Below are 22850 nucleotides of genomic sequence, written 5' to 3'. Positions count from 1 at the left end.
GAAAACGCATGCGATTACATAACCTGCACTTTTCATCCAAACTTGCGCTATCTGGTTTTCTGATCACCATGCTATTTGGTTGCTTGTCAGCAGCAACATTAATTGGTCTTGTGTATTCATCGAACGAGACCGGATTTAATCTGCCAAGCATCGAGAAAATGAGCGCTAAATACAATGAGGCACAACTTGTAGGGTCAATGAAAACGTCAATGTATGAATATGTTGCTGATGATGGCGATATTTTAATCGTTGAAGATTGGATAAAAAAAGGGGCTATGGATGACGAGCAATTTCAACAAGAGGTAATGACAATTATTAAACAAGATTGCCAAAGCTGCCATAGTCGAACATCAACAAAATCTAAGGCTATCAACTCTATACCCTTTAGCCATTATGATGATGTAAGTCGATTCACTCAAGCGGGTTATTCTTGGCAATCGATGGCAAAAACCGCCCATATCCATCTTTTTGGCATCTCATTGTTATTAATAGCAACCGGCCTGACTTTCTCATGCAGCAATTATAATCCATATATGAAAATAAGCTTAATTTCAATAAGTTGGATTGCACTCTGGTTAGATATTGCCAGTTGGTGGCTTGCAAAATACTCGACGGTCTTTGTTTATATTACTGTCGGTGCCGGAACAATAGAGGTGGCATCAATAGTGACGATGAGCGCTTTGGCATTGTTCAACATCTGGTGGAAGATACCAGATATTTGCAAATAAGGCGGACCCTCAGCACAATCGCTTTACGTTCATCGTTGTGTTTATATTTAGTATAACTTTGCAACAAAACCGCGATGCATCTCATTATTAAAATCATCAATGCAATATTATCTATAAAAAATATAGAGCAAAAGAAATGCGAAAAATAAACGACGTTGATTTAAAGTTGCTGCATTTATTCATGACCATTGTTGAATCTGGCGGCTTTTCCGCAGCGCAATTCAAACTAAATATGCACCAATCAACAATTAGTACAAAAATGAATGATCTTGAAACTCGATTGGGAATGACATTATGCTATCGAGGGCGGCGGGGCTTTCGTTTAACCAGTGACGGCAATAAAGTTAACCAACTCAGCCAAACATTGTTTGATGATATTAGTCATTTTGAAAATCAACTCGATAATATCAGAGACGTCTCTCATGGTCACATCAGGTTGGCACTCACCGACAATCTTGCGACCAACCCGCAATGTAAAATTCAGCAGGGTATTCGGCATTTTTGTAATAGTTATCCCAAGGTCACTATCGATACGGATATCTGGGATTCCTATCAAATTGAGATGATGCTGCTAGAAGGAAAGGTTGAACTGGGGATCACCTCATCTGAAGTACAAAAAGACGGACTAAACTATCGCTATTTATTTGAAGAGAAGCAGTGCCTATATTGTGCTCCAGAGCACCCGATATTAGCGATATCAGGCAAAATCACCACAAAAGATCTTCTCAAATTTCCTATTGTTGATCGGGGGTTATCGCATAAAATCACACCATTCAGCGATACCAAGAATTTAATGCATCTTGCAAGCAGCACCAACATGGAGGCGACAGCTCATCTTATTTTATCCGGAACCTTTGTTGGTTACCTTCCCGATCATTATGCCTCTATTTGGGAACAAAGAGGCGAAATGGTAAAAGTTAATGCCACTTCTCTCGAGTACCTTGCCGCATTTCATTTAACGACACTTGACTCAAAAGATTTATCACTGGCCTCTACTGAATTGATGCATGCAATTTCCAATGCTCACATGAATAAAAACACATCAATTACCGCATCAAAATAATCGAATAAAAAACAAATACGGGATAATTAGTTTTATCCCGTGGATATTATTTCATCTTTTTTATTACATCGATTTCCCACAATGTATCCATCTTAAAGCCACTATTTATCTTCAATTATAAAAAGCGCTCAATGTTTATAAATAACAATATTACCTAAAGGTAAATATATGAGTGCTTATCCATGTATTAATATCCACTTAGATACGATCACCCAAAACACGAAAAACCTAGTAACAACATGCCAAAGTCACGGTATTACACCAGCTGGCGTAACAAAACTAGCCTGTGCCTATCCGGAAGTCGGTCAAGCTATCCTTGACGGTGGTATTTATTTACTCGCAGATTCACGTATTGCGAATTTAATAAAACTCCATCATCTCGATGCAAAAAAAATGCTGTTACGAATACCCGCTATCAGTGAAGCTGATGACGTTGTTCATTATGCCGATATATCCTTAAACTCTGAACTCGTCACCTTAGAAGCCCTTTCTAACGAAGCGATCAAACAGCACAAATCACACCAAGTCATCATCATGCATGATTTGGGTGATCTTCGTGAAGGCGCATTCTACGAAGAAGAAACGCTAGCACTGTCACGTAAAGCAATCGCACTTCCCGGTATTGATTTAGTAGGCCTTGGAACAAACCTCGCCTGTTATGGCGGAGTTGAACCCACCGCTGCAAATCAAAATCAGCTTATAACCATCGCCAAGAAGATAGAAACTGAGCACCAAATCAAGTTGCAATACTTATCAGGGGCAAGCTCTGCCGGTCTGCAGCTCATGCTTAACGGTGATCTTCCACAAGGAATTAACCAGTTAAGGCTGGGTGCATCCGTTTTAATGGGCATTGGCCTCAATGATGAACGAGTCCCCAATACTAGTCAGGATACATTTGACCTCACAGCAGAAATCATCGAAATAAAAGTTAAACCGTCGGTTCCTGTAAATTCAACGGCGCTAGATGCCTTCGGTAACAAGCCCGAATTTATTGACCGAGGGCTACGAAGACGCGCTATTTGTGCCATTGGAAAGCAAGATGTCGATATCGACCAAATTACCCCAAAAGACAACAACATCCTCGTTATTGGTGGTAGCAGTGATCACCTTATTCTCGACATTAACGACAGTGAAATCGACTACGGTATCGGAAGTCTTATTGAATTCGAACTTTCTTACGGAGGGGTTTTACAGTGCATGACCTCTGAATACATCACAAAGCGTTTTATCTCATCTACATCCGTTAAGGAATTACTATGCTAAAAATTAAGAAGTTTCCTAATACGTTTACGATCTTATTCCTTTTAATTGCATTTTTTGCATCATTGACCTACCTATTACCCGCAGGTAAATACACCCGCGAAATGAATGAACAACTGGGTCGAGAAGTTCCATTGCCCGGCTCTTACCATGTCATAGAATCATCGCCACAAGGCTTTTTTGAAACCTTAATGGCGCCGATCTCCGGCTTTTATGATCCGATAAGCGGCGTTATTGGTGCTATTGATGTCAGCTTGTTTGTTCTTATGGTGGGTGGTTTTTTGGGTATTGTGACCCAAACAGGGGCGATTGATACTGGTATTGCTAGGATCATGGTGCGATTAAAAGGCAAGGAGATCTACATGATCCCTATCCTAATGACCCTATTCGCTTTAGGTGGTACATCATATGGTATGGCTGAAGAGTCCCTTGCTTTCTATGGTCTACTTATTCCCATTTTTATGACCGCACGCTTTGACCCCTTGGTTGCTGTCGCCGTTATCTTTGTTGGAACCGGTATTGGCACCTTAGGCTCAACCATCAACCCATTTGGAACCGTTATCGCCTCAAACGCGGCTAGCGTAGATTTTCTAAGTGGTGTAGAGCTTCGCTTTGCAATACTCGCTATTGCACTTATCGTCGGCATTGGCTACGTCATGCGTTACGCCAAAAAGATTCAAAATAACCCTGATTCATCTTTATTGGCACATCTACGCGACGATAATGAAAAACACTTTCTGGGAGGTAAAGATTCAACCGACAACCTTCCCCTACTTACTGGTCCACAAAAAGGGGTTTTGGCACTCTTTATCCTTACATTCAGCATCATGATCTACGGTGTTTCCTGCCTTGGTTGGTGGATGGCTGAAATGGCAACGCTGTTCATATTCATGGGTATTTTGTGCGGGATTGTCGGCCGCCTTAGCGAAGATGATCTAATCAACTCTTTCGTTGCTGGAGCAGCCGATCTCATTGGCGTGGCATTAATTGTTGGCGTCGCGCGTGGCATTGTGGTGGTCATGGAAGCGGGTAATATCACTGATACTATTCTTAATTACGCAGAAGGCCTTGTTGCAGGAAAAAGCTCAGTGCTGTTTATCAACACCGTCTACGGTATTGAAATGCTGCTCTCTTTCATCGTTCCATCAACTTCTGGCTTAGCAGTAATGAGCATGCCAATCTTGGCGCCATTGAGTGACTTTGCCAATACGGGTCGTGAGTTAGTGGTTACTGCGTTTATGAGCGGAATTGGTACTATTCTATTTGTTACCCCAACCTACGGTGTACTAATGGGCGGACTCGCCATTGCCCGTATTCCTTATGTAACCTGGCTGAAATTTATTGCCCCACTGGTGGCTTTCTTTGTTGTTCTTAACTGCATTATCCTTTCCATTGGCGCTAGCCTTTACAGCTAATTGTTATTAGCTACTCGTTAATAGCAACACACTTCCCTGATAGATATTAGTTACTGGGGAAGTGTGTTTGCTAGCGAACCTAAACAGATAAATATTTAGGATTGTTGCGCTTGTTAAAAGGCGTTTTTATACATTACGCCATCTTTCATGATAACTTTCTGCGTTTCAGGGTTCACTACACATGCAACGCCTTCTAACGGATTACCATCAATAATCAACAGATCGGCGTAGGCCCCTTCTACCAATTGACCAATTTTGCCTTCTTGATAAGGATGTTGGTATGTCGATAGTTCAAACAAGCGCCCACAGTTCGACGTTGCCATTTTCAGCGCCGTTAAAGAATCGAACACTTTCTCGATGGCTTCTAGCTCACTTGATTGGGTTGCATGAACATTCAATGTACCAACGCAGTCTGTACCGTAACAAATATTCTCTATCTCATACTTTTTTATCAGTTCTGCAGAACGTAACATGGCTTTTCCAACACGCTCTGTTTTCTGATACAACACTTCTGAACCTAGAGGAATTTTACGCTCAGCAATGAGTGATGAGGTAAAGTATGACGGGATAACAAAAATACCTTTATCTTTAATCGTTTGAGCAACATCTTCATCCATAATTGTGGCATGCTCAAATGACATAATGCCCGCTTCTGCCGCTCTTTTCATCGCATCTGTTGTATGGATGTGTGCCGCCACGTAAGTACCGTAGTCTGATGCAGCTTCAACCGCCGCTTTCAATTCATCTAAGGTATATTGAAGCGTATCGAGTGGATCAAAAATTGATGAGGCACCACCACCCGCCATAATTTTAATTTGGGATGCCCCCATAAACAGCTGCTCACGCACGGCCTTTAGCACCTCGGCACGACCATCTGCAATCGTAAATGCCCCCGTCTTCATCAATGGAGAATCTTCATGGTTATTAAAACGCTTCTGTCCACGATTCTGACGGTAATCTGAGTGTCCTGATGTTTGAGAAATTGCAGCTTGAGATGGGAAAATTCGAGGGCCTGTCGCATAACCATTATCGATAGACACTTTAAGACCTGTCGTATTACCCGCAACATCACGAACAGACGTAAAGCCACGCATCAACATCCCTTCTGCCACTTTTGCCGAACGTATTGCAATCTCTTCCGTCGTCATGGTATCTAGAATATGTGGCGCTTCAGATAACGTAATGTGAACGTGAGCATCAATCAGACCGGGCATTACCGTATGACCATTCGCATCAATCACTTTCTCGATAGTGCTCTCGTCAACAGCATCCTTGGTGATTTTTATGACAATATTATTTTCAATAACTACATTCACATTTTGAATTAACTTTTCATCTGTACCGTTAAATAGATTCGCATTTTTAATTAAAATCATAATTGTGCCCTTAATAATATTCACATTCATAATGTCTTGCTTACGAAGTCAATTTATCGGTTTATTTAAGGCGGTATTTATCATTTTGCGCCAACAACACACAGGGAAGTATCGTGACATCTTTTTTATTACAGGCACTTTTCTCGAGAGTTCGAGGTTTCAGTTGTGGCCCATACTTTTGTGCCCATCAGTTCAATGTAGAGTGATCAAGAATAACGCTACGTTCTGCCAATGCCTTTCTATTCCAAGATGCGACACAATCTGTACTGACATCACCAAGTGGCGTGAATTGGTAAGAAGTTATCTGTGACAAGGGTAATTTATAGGGGTCGTTCAGTTATTTTAATGAGGTTTATTATGTCCCATAAGTTTAATCAATATCGTCAATTACTAAATAGTTCATTAGACCATGCAGTCGATTACCTAGAATCTTTGCCTGAAAGACCAATTGATAAACAGTCAAGTTCAGGGAGTCTCCGAGAAGCAATAGGGGGAACACTGCCGATTACAGGAACAGCCCCAGACCAAGTGATTCAGAAATTGGTCACGGATGTTGAAGAAGGATTGATCGGCTCAGGTGGACCTCGCTATTTTGGCTATGCAATTGGTGGCTCGTTCCCTGTTGCGTTAGCGGCTGATTGGCTCGTGAGCGCATGGGATCAGAATGTACCTTATTACGTATCAAGCCCCGCAACATCCATTGTTGAAGAAACGGCTGCAGAGTGGATGCTGGATCTGCTCAACCTACCGAAAACCGCAGGTGTGGGTTTTACCTCTGGCGCTCAAGAAGCTATTTACACTGCACTGATCACTGCACGTAACAGCTTGTTGGAAAAAGCGGGCTGGGATGTTGCTGCGAATGGCTTATATGGCGCGCCCCGTATTCATGTCGTAATGAGTGATCAAATTCATTCGACTATTAAGCGTGCTTTATCAATGATTGGCATTGGACTTAAAGACATCAAGACGATTCCCACCGATCAGAACCTCCGAATTATTCCAGATACATTACCAGCGATCCTAGCCGAATGTGATGGGCCAACCTTAGTTTGTGCTCAGGCTGGGTGTATCGATTCTGGTGCTTTTGACCCGTTTGATGAAATTGCATCGAGTGTTGAAGCCCACCCGAATGCTTGGCTTCATATTGATGGTGCTATTGGCTTGTGGTCGGCCGCAAGTAATACGCAAAAACATTTATTAAAAGGGATTGAGAAAGCGGACTCATGGGATACCGACGGTCATAAATGGTTCAACATGCCTTATGACAGCGGCATGGTGATAGTAAAAGATGCAGGTTTATTGGCGAAGGCTATGGGGGGGAGTAACATGGGAGATTACCTCACTGACGCCATTGCAAAACCGGATAGAAATGCCATTAACTTTGGTATATCTGCCTCTCGTCGAGCTCGAGGAGTACCAGTATACGCCACGATCAAATCGCTGGGTAAAGAAGGTATTCAAGTCCATTTAGATAACTGCTGCACATTAGCCAAACGAATGGCTGATAAACTTCGTAATGTTGATGGCATCACCATTCTCAATGATGTGGTATCAAACCGTTTCTCTGCTCAGTTTGGTAAGGGAGATGACGCATTTCGCGATCAGCTGACCGCCCGTATTGTTCACCAACTGCAGCAAGATGGTTTTTGTTACCCCTCGACGTCTGGCTACAAAGGGCTAAAAACTATGCTGTTCTCTGTTTTGAGCTGCCATACCACAGCACAAGACATTGATGCCTCTGCAGAAAAAATCATTGAAATCTATCATATGGAACTGGAGAAGGTTCAGCAAAAAGAACATGCAGTCTGAAACTACCTTGAGTGGTTAGGCTAACGTAAAATAGGTCTATCCGAGATGATAGACCTGTTAATTTATTATCAGGAAGCCTGCTCGAAAAGATAGGCATGGGGTAAACCAATAATATTTTTTACACCTTAACTTTTAGGCATCTTTTAAGCATCTTTTTCTACCGCAATCGCAGCACGAATAAAGCCTTTATTATTATCCAATAACTGCTTTGCCTCTTCTGCACTTAACTGTGCCAACACCATTACGATTGCTGTTTTGCAATGTCCGTTACATGCCGCTAATGCACTTTCTGCTTCTTCTCGGCTGCAGTCGCTTGCTTCAATAACAATCTTCTTCTGACGTTCAACCAACTTGGCATTGGTGGCTTCAACATCGACCATCAAATTACCGAACACTTTACCCGAGCGAATCATTGCGCCCGTCGTCAGCATATTCAGCACCAATTTCTGCGCAGTACCCGCTTTCATGCGGGATGAGCCCGTTACCACCTCTGCACCCACAACAGGGATAATACTAATATCAGCAGCTTCTGTCATGGGGCTGTTAGGGTTACAACTAATACAAGCAACGGTAGCATTCACCGATTTGGCATACGCCATCGCCCCTAAAACATAAGGAGTACGTCCACTTGCCGCTATTCCGACAAGCACATCTTTTTCATTAAAATTAAGATCTTTTAAATCACTTTCACCCAGCTCACGGTTATCTTCTGCATTTTCTACAGCACGTAAAATAGCAGTATGCCCCCCCGCAATAAGACCAATAACTTGTTCAGGTTTAGAACCATAAGTCGGTGGGCACTCACTTGCGTCTAAAATACCCAGACGACCAGATGTACCAGCACCGGTATAAATTAAACGTCCACCGTTTTTAAATGCCTCAGTGATGGCATCTACCACTTGGCTAATTTCTGGTAATGTTTGTTCAACCGCTAATGCCACTTTTTTATCTTCATCATTGATCACTTTCAACATATCGATGGTTGATAAAGTATCGATGTGCTGGCTGGCTGCATTACGGCTTTCGGTAATCAAATTGGTTAAATCAATTTTCATGGCATTGGCTCAATATCGGTATGTAGCGTTAGATAATAGGGAATTTTATATTTAGCAACAACTCGCATATTCTATATCAATCCCCTTCATGTACTGCTTTACAGGGTAATCTAAGACAAATATGCCACCGAGATACTACATTGCCTTTATTAAGACTGGTTACGAATACTGTCATTTTATGGTCAACTCATATCTGTAGAGCCCTTATTCATGGTATCTTAAGCAATAAAACATCATCCAATTTATTATTTATCCTGGACATTTAAAGCGCTTAATTTATGACTCAACCGCATTCACAAACAGACGCTTCGCCTTCAATTAAGCCTCGCCGATTAAAAAAAATTGCCAAATGGGCCTCGATTGGCCTTTTAAGTCCAGTAATCCTAATAACGGGCGTATTAAGTTACGGCGTTAATTTAGATCTCGCGCCACACCGTACTTATATAAATCAGTGGCTAACAAATAACCTTCACCGCGACGCTGAAATAGCAGGCGATATCGAACTTGAGATCTCATTCAGCCCAGCAATTCGGCTTGAAGGAGTAATGATAGGAAATATTGAGGCTATTCCATGGCAACCAATGCTGACATCTGGTTACTTAGAAGCCAAAATATCAGTGTTACCTCTTTTAAATAACACCTTGGAAATAGATCATCTTGAGTTTGAAAATATCGCTCTGAATTTAGCTAAAACTGCAGATGGCCTAACAAATTGGGCATTTAATGAGCAGCCCTTACCAGTAAACCTAAATACCAATGATGAAAACCAAGACCCATCTAATTCCGGATTGCCTTTCTCATTACGTTTAAGTGACAGTATTTCAGCGAAAAATATTACATTAGCTTATGAAGATCAGACTCAAAATCAATATATTGGCTTGTTTTTAGAAAACCTTAATCTGACCAAACCTGATACATGGCAGCTTGATGTAAAAGGTCACACCATGGGGCAAAATTATGATTTAACCCTTGAAGGCGATCTGGAAACCCTAATTAATGAGCAGCAGGGTTTACTGAAAGCGAAGGGAGAGTTTGCAGGCGCACAACTTAACATCGACGCGAATATCGTACCGCTACAACAAGGCGAGTCACACGCTACAGTACAGCTCGATTGGCAAGATACTCGCCCCATTGAAGATTTATTAGGGCTTGATGTAAAACCTATCGCACCACTTAGCGTAAACGCTGATGTCACTGCTTCTATGAATCATTTCGCGATTACCGACCTTACCCTAACAAGCCCGATAACCCAAGCCAAAGGCAACCTTGACGTTAAGCTGGATGTGCCATACACCGACGGTCATAACTTCATTGAAGGGCAACTCGATATTCCATTGATTGATTTACGCCCATGGCTACAACCAGAAGAGCCCCAACCAATGATGATGTCGGCTTATGGTGCTGCACCACAACAGTCACCATTACAGCGGGCACTCGACCAATGGCTAATGAAAACCACCACCAAAGTCGGCGTAAATATTGGCGAAGTTAAAGGACTAGGTACAAACGTTGCCAATTTATCGCTAAATATCGAAGGGATCGACGGAAAATTACAAGCACCAATGACCGCAGACATTGCCAATGTTCCATTTCGCGGTAATGCCACGATTGATGCAACAGAGTGGACATCGAATGTCGATATTACCCTGGGGGCAAAAGATTCTTCTCTAGGAGAAATTGCCGGCTGGTTAACGGGTATCCCCTATGCCTCGGGTCACCTTACATCGTCTGAGTTAAAGGTCACGACTCAAGGCACCAAACTGCAAGAATGGTTAGATAATAGCCAAGTTGCACTTTCAATTGATGATGCCAATGTCGGCTGGGGCAGCCAAGCAACATTTGCAATTGATACCGCCCAATTAGCAGCAGGAATGAATCGCCCTTTCAGCTCTGATATTCAAGGCGAGCTCATGGGGATTCCGACCCATGTAACGGCTAGAGCTGGCACGCTCGGTGACATAATTAATGGTCGCGATTGGTCAACACGATTACATATCGATAGCTCAGTTTTAGATGTAAAAGCACAAGGCTTATTAGTCGGAACTCAATGGCAAGAAGGCAGTTGGTTCAACCTAACAGTTCAAGGTGATGATGCTAGCAAGCTAAGTCCTTGGCTAGGTACGCAAACTAGCGTAAATGGTGAAATTGCATTAAACGGTAAACTGACTTATCAAGATAAGTGGATCAACCTTGATATACCCACTTTATCTTTAATGAACACCAAAGGGCAATTTGAAGCCAAGTGGTTAGCTCAAGAGAGAAACCCATTTTTAGTGCTTAACATGCAATTTGACCAATTGGACTTCACGCAATTTGGTCAGTTTATTAACGATGATGAATTACCCCAAGTAGAACAAGCAGTACCGACACAAGGCGTGAATCTAGATGTGCCGTTATTAGGCAATGACCTTGTTATTGCAGATGCTGATTTATCACTTAGCGTAAAAACAATGACATGGGCAGATCAACATGTCGATAACGTGAACTTCACAGGAAAAGTGCGAAACGGAAAAATGCCAGCTTCACCTTTTGAGGTAAGTTATGTCGGCAGTCGTTATAACGGAGATATTGCGTTTAACTTGAATAATGCAAACATCAGTACGCAGCTTAATCTTGGCGTTAATAACCCCGATATTGGCCGTATTCTGTCACAATTTGATGTGACCGATGATTTGGGCATGAAGCTTAAATCAGCCCAACTTGCCATTGACCTATCGGGCCGCACGATTATCGAGTTAATGGAACAAGCCAAAATCGAAGCTAAAATGTCGGGAGGCGAACTTAAACTCGCTGATGTCTACACAGGAAAAGCCATTAATGTTTCACTTGATAATGGACACTTTATTACGGGTCCTAATGATGCAACACAGCTCAAAATCGCAGGGCAAGCATCTGAACGCGCAGTTTCTATAAAATTGGATTCACTGTCACTGAAACAAGCCAATGACGGACGAAAATCAATGCCCGTTAATTTAACGGTTAATGTGGGTGATATGGCATTCAATGCGCGCTCTAGCGTTACCCTGCCAATGGACATTAAACGTTTAAATCTCGCTTTTGATGCTTACACACCGAACTTAGATCGCTTTAACCTCTTTACTGGTGTTGAACTGCCCCCTTATGGCCCGATAAAGCTTGCAGCTCAAATGTCGATGGATGATATTGGCTACCACCTGCGCGATATGATGGTACAAGTGGGTGACAGTAAATTAATGGGCAAAGGTGACATTATTCCGCCAATAAAAGGACAAGATCGTCCTTCTGTTGATATCGCTTTGCATGCACCATTTATCCAAATTAATGACTTTAAGGCAACAGGCTGGCAAGCATGGTTAGCTGAAGATCAATCTATTGAAAGTACGACAATCAATAGCAAAGATAGTGATGTAGTGCCCGTTATTAGCCCTGAAGGTTTAGAGATAGTGAACGCTAACTTCAAACTCGATGTCGATGAGGTACGGTCAGGAGCTGACTGGCTAGGCGCGGGCAAGCTATATTGGCAACTAGAGCAAGGGCAATTCACTCTGCAACCATTGCAGGTGAAATTACTCGGTGGCGATATCAATATCCATGGTGAAGTGAAAGCCAAACAAGAAATGTTTGATATTAACCTGCAGGGTAAAGTAACCAATTTTGATTATGGCATTCTTGCGCGTCGACTCGATCCGAATACTGATATGCACGGTAAAATCAGTACGCAATTCAGCCTAACAAGCACCGCCAACACCCCAGATACACTGATGAAGAATGCGAACGGATTCATTGGGTTTGCTGCTTGGCCTAAAACATTTGAAGCCAATTTAATCGATCTGTGGGCTGTCAGCTTAACCGATGCCATTTTACCCAACTTTACCAATGATGACCCATCGGTATTAAATTGCGTTGCAGCGGGCATGGATATTAAACAGGGAACAATGACTCAACGTAACTTGCTGCTTGATACCACTCGCATTCAAGTCAATGGTTTGTTTAATGCCAGCTATGCAGATCGCGCGTTTGATTTATACCTAAGCCCTAAGTCAAAAAAGGCGCAAATATTCAGTTTACAAACCCCAGTAGAAGTACATGGTAAGTTTGAAGACTTCGCTCTGGATGTGCCTTGGTCTGCTATTTTCGAAACTTCAGTTCGCTTTACGACAAGCCCCGTTGTATCACCGATCCGTTGGTTAATCGAAAAACCGCTTGAACAAGATGGTAGTCAAACCTGTGAGCGGATTTGGCAAGGTTCATAAGCCATAAAATTATTACTGCCAAATTCATGAGCTAAGTACAACACTCCCCCTTTGAATCTTCATTTTTGGAACATCAAAGGGGGAAGATTTATATCCAAAGTAGTTTAGGTATATAAGATAACTATTCATCTGTATTTAACTTTCGTTGCTTTAGATTTTTACGTCTCACTTCTGCTTAATTTTACTTAAAGACTCGCTGTAAACATAACAACAGAATGATAACTAATATGGTTTATATCAATACTCACCATCAGTAACAATGAACACTGGCAAGCAATTGACATACAAACAGACCAGATTGAGAACAAAAAACTAACATTAATGCTTAACATACTGTTTACCAAAGCATGAATGGCATTCCATATAACTAAAACCGTCAATAAATAGTCACCTTTAAGTTATCACCTTCATTTATAAACTTTTTTTTGACATCTTTATTTGTATCACATTGTAAAATAGCGCATAATCTTTCGCCTAAAAATACGCAATGATACATCACTCAACTATTAGATAATCTCCTCAAGGTTGCCGTAACAATGGAACAAAAAATATTAGTTGTAGAAGATAGCCGCCCTTTTCGAAGAGCGATTGAAATAGAACTTCGAAAGTCGGGTTTTTTCCCAGTCTTCGCCGAAACTATCGCTGAAGCAGAAAGAATACTTGATGAAACAACTGACTTCCTATGCGCAATTCTTGACTATTGTCTACCTGATGGACAAGATGGTGAGATTATTGATGTTTGTTTATCTGTCGATATTAAAGTTATCGTTCTCACGGCTTTGATGGATGAAATGACACGCGAAAAAGTACTGGCAAAAACGGTTATTGATTATATTCCTAAAGATAGCCCAGCTTGTATAGCGTCGATCATTCCCATATTAAAGCGACTAGAAAGTAACAGCGATCATAAAATACTTGTTGTTGATGATTCAACGACGGCTCGCCGTTATATTCGCAGTTTACTTGAACGCCAATATCTTACAGTGATTGAAGCTAAAAATGGTGAGCACGCATTAGAAGTATTCCAACAACACAAAGATATTAGTTTAATTATTACCGACTATTCAATGCCAGAACGTGACGGTGTTAGTCTGATTAAAGAAATACGAAAACATCACCGCCCCGGACAAGTCGCTATAATAGGGTTATCAGCCAGTGATGAAGCAGCATTAACCGCGAAGTTTCTTAAAGCCGGTGCAAATGACTTTTTAACCAAGCCATTTAATCAAGAAGAATTCTATTGTCGTTTACACAGTACCTTAAACATTCTAGATTCTGAGCGTCACCTTTTTCATCTGGCGAATAAAGACTATCTAACCCAAACGTGGAACCGTCGTTATTTCTTTGACCAACCATTGTCAAAAAACCATTCTAGTCCTCGATGTTTAGCATTACTTGATATCGATAGTTTTAAAAAAATCAACGATACTCATGGCCACCACATTGGCGATATGGTTTTGATTGAATTTGCTAACACATTAAAAAATTACTTTTCAGATGCCCTTGTCGCACGATTTGGTGGCGAAGAATTCTGCATACTTTATGGCAACTCACCAACAGTGTTCAACCAACGCCTTGAAGCGCTAAAAAATGACATTGCAGACAGCCAACTCAATATCCTCAATAATCAAATTAGCTATACAATTAGTGCTGGGGTCGTCAACGCAGACAGTAACGTGCATGATCTTATTAGCCGTGCAGATAAATGTTTATATAAAGCGAAAGCAAATGGGCGTAACTTAATCGTCACTGAATAAATTACGCTTAATAAAAGATTCGAATGTAATGAACTATCCCACCCTATAACGTACCGTCAGGCTATGATTATTGGGTGGGATAGTTCACTACATTAGAGCTGGGATTCTTCACCAATCAGGAATAGGAATACTAGATAAACTAACCTTAATGTTTTCTACTACACTGATATCAATATATTCCCAGTTATTTAATTTTATTGTCTAAGTACTAAATGGTGTTGGCATAAAATAGTTCAGTGCATAATCCGAGGCTATAGCCCCACTAGTCAGAACGTTTACTTGCTCTTTTTAACTGTCCAGCTCATAGATGATTTTTCTAAGCAACAACATTGCAGTAAATGTGAAGTTTTCTTCATTCCTTCTGTCCAGATAACTGCCACTCGATAGTAAATCAATATTGTACAGCCCTAATGGCAATTCAGCGCTGGTACGGACACTGTAGTAGTAATCATTGTGCGTTCGCGGGATCAGGTACTGCCACCGGAGAGTTGAAAGAAAGCCACTTCAGAAGTGGGGGTAGATGTGAATTCCACTACCTTCTCGTTTAGATCTTCTTGCTGAGCCATCAAGAGTTCGGTTATTAACGTACCAATGTTGCTTCACCTTCAACTAATCAATGACGAATCGTCGGCGTATCGGCATTTAATTCAGAAATAAAAATATCGTCATGAAACAGTTGATGGCTATTAGAAACCACCATCAATAGCAGGCTGTATAATCGTTTGATTAATACCAGATGCAATTAAACTATGGTGTTCAGATGTAAATATAAATTCTGTCTTTGGTGGGAATGATGCAAAACTAAAAGTTAACGTCTCACTTTGCGTTCATTGCATGACACAACTCCCTATTTACCCAGCCGTAAAGTTAATCCTGCATCACATAGCAACTAGTGTTTTTATTATTATTGGTATTATTTATAGCTTTGATATACACCATAAATAATAAGGGCTAGACATCAGACCTTATTTTTATATGTATAAGCATGGTTAACGGTGATTATTAGAAAGCGTAAGAAGCACCCGCATAGATCGTACGACTCTTCATGATGTAATCATATTTCACAGCCGCATCATCACGCTTTTCATCAGTAAGGTTAGTTACCCCTAATTTTAGGTTTAGGTTTTTAACTGCTTCATACTGTGCGCCTAAATCAAATGTTCCATAGCCACCAGATTTTTCATCAGTACGTACATACTGCTCACCGGTGTATTGGTAAGACACATAGGTGTATACGTTTTCTCGCATTTGCCAATCAACTTGAACATTTACCGTGTTTTTCGGCGTCAATGTCAACTCTTTGTCTGTCGTCTTGTCTTTCGCATCAGTATACATATAATTCGCCGACAGGCTAACAGTATCAGTCACATCAAACCAACCAGACAGTTCTGCACCACGCACCTGTGCTTCTTGTACATTAAAATACGTCAGTTCTTTTTTAACACGGTCCCAAGTCTCTGCTTGGATCATGTCATCAATGTCGTTATTAAACGCAGTGACTGTAGCGCCCCAGCTATCTGTTTTATAGCCAGTTGAAAGCTCATAGCTGACAGCTGTTTCGGCTTTAAGGTTAGGGTTACCTACTACGTAACAAGCACCACGACAGGCAAGCACAGCATATGAATCACTGTATTGATTCAGACTTGGGGCTTTGAATGCTTTACCCACACCGCCTTTCACTACCCAGTTATCTGTAATGCTGTAGACCGCATAAGCACGTGGGCTGAACTCACCACCATATACTTCGTGGTCATCGAATCGACCACCTAAGGTAACGGCCAGATCACCAATTTCAAATTCATCTTGCAGGTAAATCGCTGATTGGCTGTAATCTTCCGAGCCTTTTGACAATGTCAGGTTGTTCTTCAGATCGGTAATGCGGTACTCAGCTCCCCCCGTTAACAAGTGTGAACCTACATAGCCAGACAATTGGCCATCAAGCGTATTATTAGTCTGTGTAATATCTCCCACACTAGTATTCAGACCTGAATCATCTTTCAAATCAGAGTTTTCGTAGTTATAACGTACACGAGAATCAAACTTCGACCAGTAACCGTTATGCGTCAATGTCGCGTTTATACGCTCCAACTTTTGCACGTTATTAACAACATTGCCGTAGTTGTTCCAATCGGCATCACGATCATCTTTGCTATAAATCAAGATCAATATCTTGCTGGTCAGTTGCCAGCCATTTCAAGCTAGAGAAGATATTCAGTTCATCACGCTCTTCCAGAACGTCAGAATCAGGATTTAATGATTGGTCGGTACGCCACGCATCGCGAGAGCTTTGCTCGATAATAATGTTACCCAGTAATGTATCTGGTATCAGAGAACCGCCAGCATACACATTCCACTTGTGTACATCACCACCACTACCTTCCGTAGGACCTTCGTATTGATAACCCACAGCACCTTCTGTTTGCTCTGTCGGCTGGCGGAGAATCACGTTCACTACACCACCCAGAGCATCAGCACCATAAAGTGATTACATGGGACCACGAATGACTTCAATGCGCTCAACCGCAGACATTGGGATACTTGAAAGATCAAAGTCATTACCGTACGACGATGTCAGCGCATCGCGGGAACTCGTACGTTTACCGTTGATCAACAACAGAGTGTAATCAGAATCCAAGCCACGAATTTTAATCTCATTACGGCCATAAGGTGTACCTGGGTTAATATTAATACCCGGTAACTTCTTCACAGCCTCTGCTACATCATTAACCACTAATTTGCCTAATTCCTCACGTGTAATATAAGAAACTGATGCTGGAGCAGTAAGTTCTGGATGCTTAGTTTGTGACGCTGTAATGACCATAACATCATCAGTAGTTGCAGTGTCTGCCATTACCATTGAAGAGGATAATAGACCAATAGCCATAAACGCTTTATTTAACTGAGTTAGCGCAAAATGGCTATCTCCCTGATGCTGTAACATTTTCACACTCCATTACGAACAATGGCGCGAATGATAATTATTATCGTCAATATTATAATTCAAACCAAGACATTGACCTCACTTATGAGTTAAAGCGTTACCATTTCTCTTCGTATAAGCTATAAATCAACCGAAAACAGTTGTGTTACATTAAAAAACAATAGCTTATAACTATCATTATAATTGAAGAACTGTCTGTTGGCGGCGTGCTACACCGCCGAGTTAATACAACACACTGATTTGTTCTCGTAGAAAATGAAGGTTGAATTGGAAGAAAGTGGATAGATTTGGAACCAGTAAGAAATGCCCAAACATACTAATGCCTACAATCCTCAATACAGACATAAAAACAAGGCTTGTGGGCATTTCAGTTCTTTCGATTGAAAGAGAAAAGCCGACTCCTATACTACCAAAAAGAAAGAAAGTAACTTGCCATGAGAAATTGGCTGCTAATTCTAACTAAATTAGCACCTAATGGCATAACCATCATTAATGTACCAATCGATAACATATTAATAAGTAGTGCGAGACGAAAACACGAGATTTGGTTTTTAAGTAATCGCCCATGATAAGTCATTCTAAAGAGAAGGAACGCTGAGTGTAACCACTCATTGCTCCATAATAATGAATAAAAATTATTATCATTAAATTCGACTCTGAGTGAATGTTCTTATCATCATATTTTGTTTATAGATTTGAACGGTAAATTTACAACCTGCAGATAGTGTTGGTGTAAGTGTTCTCTTGAGCATAATCGTTAAGTTATCTCGTTCCATCGTAATAACTTCAGCATCCAAAAAATCAAAGTACGCACGAACCTGAGGGAAAAGAGCTTTAAACAAGCTCTCTTTGGCCGAAAATATTACCGTTAGCCCTGTAGAAAAATCCACATCATGCTTTGTAATCAGGGCTTGCTCTGCCTCATTAATAATTGTATTTTTGATAGACGTGGCAGTACTGTCTGCTAAGCACTGCTCAATATCGATGCCAATCCCTTGCTCAGGCAAATCACACTGTCTTAAAACACAAATCGCCTTATTACTACTATGACTAATCGATCCGATCATTCCTTTTGGCCATAACGGTGCACGATGCAGACTAATCCCAACATCAGATTCAGTACCACCTAAGGCTGAAAGGCAGCGCTTCGCCAAATAACGTCCTGCCACGTACTCTGCCTGACGTTTTTTCACCGCACTGTGCAATGTTTCCGGCAAAATAATCCCAAGCTGTCGGGGGGCTTCTATTGTGTAAAATTCAGGATCAAACTCGCATTGAAAACATACACCTGAAAAATCAGGTAAAACAACAGGTATCAGTTGCGAAATATAGGGGGGATTCATGTTTATTGAGCTTTCCGTTTCTCAGAGGTAAGCATCATAGCAAGGGAAGGGCATTACTTTCCACCTGCAGTTTAATAAACAAATGCTTAAATACTTAACGTACAATATTATCCTAAGCACTAGATGCTCGTATTCTACTAGCACGATGTAACAACAAATAGGCATGGTGGAACAACATGAATAAGGAAAAGAATCTTGACCTGAATTTACTACGTGTGTTTGATGCCGTAATGAAGGTGGGCAGCGTAAATGGTGCCGCTGAACAATTGGAGATGTCAGCCCCTGCGGTCAGTAACGCCTTGAACCGATTACGCGATAATTATCATGACCCTTTATTTTCACGCCAAGGTCGCGGCATTGTACCAACCGCATTTGCCTTCGGGTTACATGCTGACATAAAAGAACCTCTTGCATATCTTTTAGGCCAATCTATCCACCGTGAAGCGTTCGATCCTCGAACCAGCCACCGTAGTTTCCATCTGTCTAGTCACAAAGATATCGATATTCTATTATTGCCAGCACTTGAACACTACTTACGTAAGTATGCACCTCATGTAACACTGAAAATGAACATTGGCCATACAGATGAAACAGCACGCCAAACGGATTTACAAATGCGCAAAGCCGATCTGATTTTGGCCACTGTACCGATGTCAGCTGCTGGCTACCAAAATACCTGCTTATTTGAGCTGCCCTTGGTAGTGGTCTGTCGCACAGATCATCCCCGGGTGGGTGAAAAATTGACTATGAACCAATTTTTTGCCGAATCCCATATTTTATGGAAAACCCAACGACACAATACGCAGACCTTAGACTCATTGTCAAAAGACATACTCCCTGAACGCCGTATTGCTTATGAGTCTGATTCGGTATTTATGTCGATGATGTTGGCATCAAAAACCGATTGGCTTTGCGTGGTCAGTGCATTGCACGCTGAATTATTACAAGACTTCCCCAACTTGAAAGCATTACCCTTACCGATGGAAGTTAAACCACTACCGATTTACATGACATGGCACCAATCTATTCATTCAGATCAAGGGCATCAGTGGCTAAAACAAGCATTGCTGTCGGCAAGTCGCCCCTTGGGGGCATCGACAGATTTATGATCTTATAAATGGATTCAAGTTTAGTTAATTGCGAATTAAAGTTCGCAATATCGCTCCTTTTTGTCTATTCGTTTACGTTGTATGGATATCAACGTCATTGAAAGGACATAGCAATGAAAATAAAACACAGTATCATCGCTTTCTCTGTACTTTCTGCTTTATCGTGGAATACACAGGCAGCCAGTGATATTACAAATCAGCCTAAAGATGCCTCCTCGTATACAACTCAAAAAAATGAAAGCCTGAAGCAGTACCTCGACTTCGCCAATACTGCTGATTTCGATGCCGCAAGCAAAGGATTTATTGCAAAATGGCCAGAAAAAACCATCAAAGACAAAGATGGCAACGTGGTATGGGATTTCAGCAAATATGACTTTTTGAATGGTGATAACGACATTGCTACCATTAATCCTTCACTGCAGCGCATGGCCAAGCTGAACAACATCACCGGTCTATTTAAAGTGGAAGATGGTGTATACCAAGTGCGTGGCTTTGATTTATCCGTCATGACTTTTATTCAGGGAGACAAAGGCTGGATCGTCATTGACCCACTTATTTCTCCAGAAACCGCCGCTGCAGGGCTAACCCTACTGAAACAACATGTTGAAAATAAGCCTGTTACTGCTGTGATTTTCACGCACTCTCATGTTGACCACTTTGGCGGCATTTTAGGCGTGACTACCGAAGATGCGGTTAAAGATGGCAAAGTGGAAGTGATTGCGCCAGAAGGCTTCTTCGACCATTCAATTGCAGAGAACCTGATGGCAGGTAATACCATGTCTCGCCGTGCTTCATACATGTATGGCAACTTGTTGCAGGCGAGTGAAAAGGGGCAAGTGGATGGTGGTTTAGGCAAAACGACCTCGACAGGAGCACCGGGTATTGTGAAAGAAACGGTGACTGTATCGGAAACGGGGCATATTGAGACCATCGATGGCTTGGAATTTGATTTCATGATGGCGCAAGAATCTGAGGCGCCGTCAGAATTCATGTTCTACATTCCAAAATACAAAACGTTGATGGCAGCCGAAGTCATGACGCATACTATTCACAATATTTCGACCTTACGTGGAGCAAAAACCCGTGATGCTTCCAAGTGGGCGGAATACGTTGATGAAGCCTTGATTACTTATGGTGATAAAGCCGACGTGATGGTAGCCTCGCACCACTGGCCGACATGGGGCAAAGACAAAATCAAAGAACAGCTGAACAAGACACGGGACAGCTACAAGTTTGTTCATGACCAAACCTTACGCTTAGCCAACAAAGGCTACACACCGAATGAGATTTCGGCCTCAATAAAGCTGCCTGAGTCATTAGATAAAGAGTGGTACAACCGTGGATATTACGGCACTGTATCGCACAATGCGCGTGCTACATATGATTTTTACTTTGGTGCATGGTGGGACGGTAACCCTGCAAACTTGAACCCACTAACTCCGACAGAAGAAGGTAAAAAATACGTCGAAGCTATTGGTGGTGAAGATAAAGTGATCGAAGTAGCCAAGCAGGCGATTGCTAAAGGAGAATACCGCTGGGCGGTGACCTTGCTAAACAACGTGACCTTTGCGAACCCTGATAACAAAGATGCACGTTATCTTGAAGCCGACGCGATGGAACAATTGGGTTACCAAGCCGAATCGGGTCCATGGCGCAACTACTACTTGGGTGGTGCAAAAGAGCTGCGTGAGGGAATTAAACCAGTGGCGACACCTAGCACTGCCGCGATTGCAGTGAACATGCCATTTGATCAGTTCTTGAAATATTTGGGAGTGACCGTAAAACCGGAAGCAGCCAAAGGCATGGATATGAAAGTGAACATCGACGTCACAGGTGATGGAAAGTACTCGATGGCACTGAATAACTCGGTCTTGAAATCGTACAAAGATCGCCAGTTTGATGATGCGACCTTTACCGTGACGCTAAGCCGTGATGCATTTGAAAAGATGATCACCAAGCAATCAACTTTGGTTGAAGAAATGAAAACGGGTGAAGTGAAAGTATCAGATCCCGCAAAATTTAAGCAGTTAATGTCGATCTTTGATCAATTCGAATTATGGTTTGGCGTAGTTACACCATAAACGACAAAGTCTGAATGGGTCATACTATTTAGATAGATTAGCGATCAGATACTTATTTAAATTGGTTAATTTTCATATTGACGCGATTTGATTTTTAGATTTAGAAAATACAAAAAAGCCTCAGCATTTCTGCTGAGGCTTTTTGTATAGTTGGGGTGGAGAGATTCGAACTCCCAACACGCGCGCTCTTATGGTAGGGGAATCCGCTGCTCTTTCCTCTAGCTGCAGATAGCAAAAAGGCCCATATCTTTCGATATGAGCCTTCTTTAATATGGCAGGGGTGGAGAGATTCGAACTCCCAACACGCGGATTTGGAATCCGCTGCTCTGCCAGTTGGAGCTACACCCCTGTAGTTATTTTAAAGACTTAACTTTGTCTTAATAAATGGCGGAGTGGACGGGACTCGAACCCGCGACCCCCGGCGTGACAGGCCGGTATTCTAACCAACTGAACTACCACTCCGCAGTGTCTATTCAGCATAAAGCTATTACTTATAATAAAACGGTTCACCGCTTTATTTTTGCTTTCATCTTTTTCTAAAAAAGATGAAAACGAATTGGGCGCCTGGCGATGCCCTACTCTCACATGGGGAGACCCCACACTACCATCGGCGCAACTGCGTTTCACTTCTGAGTTCGGCATGGGATCAGGTGGAGCCACAGCGCTATGGTCGCCAGACAA

Annotated in this window: 15 protein-coding genes, 2 tRNA genes and 1 rRNA gene; 9 read left to right on the top strand and 9 right to left on the bottom strand. The window is 41.8% G+C overall.

Annotation, left to right across the window (positions count from 1 at the left end; all coding sequences use genetic code 11):
- Positions 1–8: 8 nt before the first annotated feature.
- The 4 genes from C9J48_RS12195 (at position 9) to C9J48_RS12180 (ending at position 4466) form a co-directional block, all read left to right on the top strand.
- Entirely contained in the window at positions 9–728 is a 720-nt protein-coding gene (locus C9J48_RS12195; RefSeq protein ID WP_006230575.1) for an Aq_1264-related membrane protein, read from the top strand.
- Between the two features lie 136 nt (positions 729–864).
- Positions 865–1791, top strand: a complete 927-nt coding sequence (locus tag C9J48_RS12190; protein WP_006230576.1) for a LysR family transcriptional regulator — start codon at positions 865–867, stop codon at positions 1789–1791.
- Positions 1792–1959: 168 nt separating this feature from the next.
- Positions 1960–3054, top strand: coding sequence for an alanine/ornithine racemase family PLP-dependent enzyme (locus C9J48_RS12185; RefSeq protein WP_006230577.1), 1095 nt, complete (start codon positions 1960–1962; stop codon positions 3052–3054).
- Positions 3048–4466, top strand: a complete 1419-nt coding sequence (locus C9J48_RS12180; RefSeq protein WP_006230578.1) for a YfcC family protein — start codon at positions 3048–3050, stop codon at positions 4464–4466. Before C9J48_RS12185 ends, C9J48_RS12180 begins: the two co-directional genes overlap by 7 nt.
- Positions 4467–4579: 113 nt before the next feature.
- Here C9J48_RS12180 and C9J48_RS12175 read toward each other — a convergent pair whose 3' ends face one another.
- On the bottom strand, positions 4580–5845 hold the full coding sequence (locus C9J48_RS12175) for a metal-dependent hydrolase family protein (RefSeq protein ID WP_036803204.1): 1266 nt from the start codon (positions 5843–5845) through the stop codon (positions 4580–4582).
- A gap of 354 nt (positions 5846–6199) precedes the next feature.
- Here C9J48_RS12175 and C9J48_RS12170 point away from each other — a divergent pair, with 354 nt between their 5' ends.
- Positions 6200–7651, top strand: coding sequence for a pyridoxal phosphate-dependent decarboxylase family protein (locus tag C9J48_RS12170; protein ID WP_006230580.1), 1452 nt, complete (start codon positions 6200–6202; stop codon positions 7649–7651).
- Between the two features lie 143 nt (positions 7652–7794).
- Here C9J48_RS12170 and murQ read toward each other — a convergent pair whose 3' ends face one another.
- A complete protein-coding gene (gene murQ / locus C9J48_RS12165; protein ID WP_006230581.1) occupies positions 7795–8706 on the bottom strand; it encodes an N-acetylmuramic acid 6-phosphate etherase in 912 nt (303 codons plus the stop codon).
- Between the two features lie 278 nt (positions 8707–8984).
- Here murQ and C9J48_RS12160 point away from each other — a divergent pair, with 278 nt between their 5' ends.
- Together C9J48_RS12160 and C9J48_RS12155 are read left to right on the top strand one after the other, a co-directional pair.
- Positions 8985–12938 (top strand): AsmA family protein, encoded by a 3954-nt coding sequence (locus C9J48_RS12160; RefSeq protein ID WP_006230582.1) that lies wholly within the window; start codon positions 8985–8987, stop codon positions 12936–12938.
- Between the two features lie 536 nt (positions 12939–13474).
- Positions 13475–14695, top strand: a complete 1221-nt coding sequence (locus tag C9J48_RS12155) for a response regulator (protein WP_006230583.1) — start codon at positions 13475–13477, stop codon at positions 14693–14695.
- A gap of 1002 nt (positions 14696–15697) precedes the next feature.
- Here the strand turns inward: C9J48_RS12155 and C9J48_RS28090 are convergent.
- The 4 genes from C9J48_RS28090 to C9J48_RS12140 form a co-directional block, all read right to left on the bottom strand.
- The gene (locus C9J48_RS28090; protein ID WP_006230584.1) at positions 15698–16855 is read right to left on the bottom strand and encodes a TonB-dependent receptor domain-containing protein; all 1158 of its coding nucleotides are present in this window, start codon (positions 16853–16855) and stop codon (positions 15698–15700) included.
- Positions 16845–17147: a hypothetical protein gene (locus tag C9J48_RS28085; RefSeq protein WP_207383088.1), complete on the bottom strand. Its 303-nt coding sequence runs from the start codon at positions 17145–17147 to the stop codon at positions 16845–16847. Before C9J48_RS28085 ends, C9J48_RS28090 begins: the two co-directional genes overlap by 11 nt.
- 33 nt (positions 17148–17180) lie before the next feature.
- On the bottom strand, positions 17181–17636 hold the full coding sequence (locus C9J48_RS28080) for a TonB-dependent receptor plug domain-containing protein (RefSeq protein WP_006230586.1): 456 nt from the start codon (positions 17634–17636) through the stop codon (positions 17181–17183).
- A gap of 644 nt (positions 17637–18280) precedes the next feature.
- Entirely contained in the window at positions 18281–18979 is a 699-nt protein-coding gene (locus C9J48_RS12140) for a 4'-phosphopantetheinyl transferase family protein (RefSeq protein ID WP_006230588.1), read from the bottom strand.
- A gap of 176 nt (positions 18980–19155) precedes the next feature.
- On the opposite strand from C9J48_RS12140, the gene C9J48_RS12135 reads away from it, so the two are divergent.
- Positions 19156–20088, top strand: coding sequence for a LysR family transcriptional regulator (locus tag C9J48_RS12135; protein WP_006230589.1), 933 nt, complete (start codon positions 19156–19158; stop codon positions 20086–20088).
- Between the two features lie 113 nt (positions 20089–20201).
- On the top strand, positions 20202–22169 hold the full coding sequence (locus tag C9J48_RS12130; RefSeq protein ID WP_006230590.1) for an alkyl/aryl-sulfatase: 1968 nt from the start codon (positions 20202–20204) through the stop codon (positions 22167–22169).
- Positions 22170–22441: 272 nt separating this feature from the next.
- Here C9J48_RS12130 and C9J48_RS12125 read toward each other — a convergent pair.
- From C9J48_RS12125 to rrf, 3 genes are all read right to left on the bottom strand, one after another.
- Positions 22442–22518, bottom strand: a tRNA-Trp gene (locus C9J48_RS12125).
- 36 nt (positions 22519–22554) lie between these two features.
- Positions 22555–22631 (bottom strand) — tRNA-Asp (locus tag C9J48_RS12120).
- A 100-nt stretch (positions 22632–22731) separates the two neighbouring features.
- Positions 22732–22847 (bottom strand): 5S ribosomal RNA (gene rrf / locus C9J48_RS12115).
- Positions 22848–22850 lie beyond the last annotated feature (3 nt).

Source organism: Photobacterium profundum, assembly GCF_003026285.1.
GTDB lineage: Bacteria > Pseudomonadota > Gammaproteobacteria > Enterobacterales > Vibrionaceae > Photobacterium > Photobacterium profundum.
Note: the sequence above shows the minus strand (reverse complement) of the source record. Positions and strands in the feature narration are given on the sequence as shown.

What these genes read in the sequence shown, in the direction of transcription:
- C9J48_RS12195 (WP_006230575.1), top strand. Translation starts at nt 9, where the DNA reads ATGCGATTACATAACCTGCACTTTTCATCCAAACTTGCGCTATCTGGT.
- C9J48_RS12190 (WP_006230576.1), top strand. Translation starts at nt 865, where the DNA reads ATGCGAAAAATAAACGACGTTGATTTAAAGTTGCTGCATTTATTCATG.
- C9J48_RS12185 (WP_006230577.1), top strand. Translation starts at nt 1,960, where the DNA reads ATGAGTGCTTATCCATGTATTAATATCCACTTAGATACGATCACCCAA.
- C9J48_RS12180 (WP_006230578.1), top strand. Translation starts at nt 3,048, where the DNA reads ATGCTAAAAATTAAGAAGTTTCCTAATACGTTTACGATCTTATTCCTT.
- C9J48_RS12170 (WP_006230580.1), top strand. Translation starts at nt 6,200, where the DNA reads ATGTCCCATAAGTTTAATCAATATCGTCAATTACTAAATAGTTCATTA.
- murQ (WP_006230581.1), bottom strand. Translation starts at nt 8,706, where the DNA reads ATGAAAATTGATTTAACCAATTTGATTACCGAAAGCCGTAATGCAGCC.
- C9J48_RS12160 (WP_006230582.1), top strand. Translation starts at nt 8,985, where the DNA reads ATGACTCAACCGCATTCACAAACAGACGCTTCGCCTTCAATTAAGCCT.
- C9J48_RS12155 (WP_006230583.1), top strand. Translation starts at nt 13,475, where the DNA reads ATGGAACAAAAAATATTAGTTGTAGAAGATAGCCGCCCTTTTCGAAGA.
- C9J48_RS28080 (WP_006230586.1), bottom strand. Translation starts at nt 17,636, where the DNA reads ATGTTACAGCATCAGGGAGATAGCCATTTTGCGCTAACTCAGTTAAAT.
- C9J48_RS12140 (WP_006230588.1), bottom strand. Translation starts at nt 18,979, where the DNA reads ATGAATCCCCCCTATATTTCGCAACTGATACCTGTTGTTTTACCTGAT.
- C9J48_RS12135 (WP_006230589.1), top strand. Translation starts at nt 19,156, where the DNA reads ATGAATAAGGAAAAGAATCTTGACCTGAATTTACTACGTGTGTTTGAT.
- C9J48_RS12130 (WP_006230590.1), top strand. Translation starts at nt 20,202, where the DNA reads ATGAAAATAAAACACAGTATCATCGCTTTCTCTGTACTTTCTGCTTTA.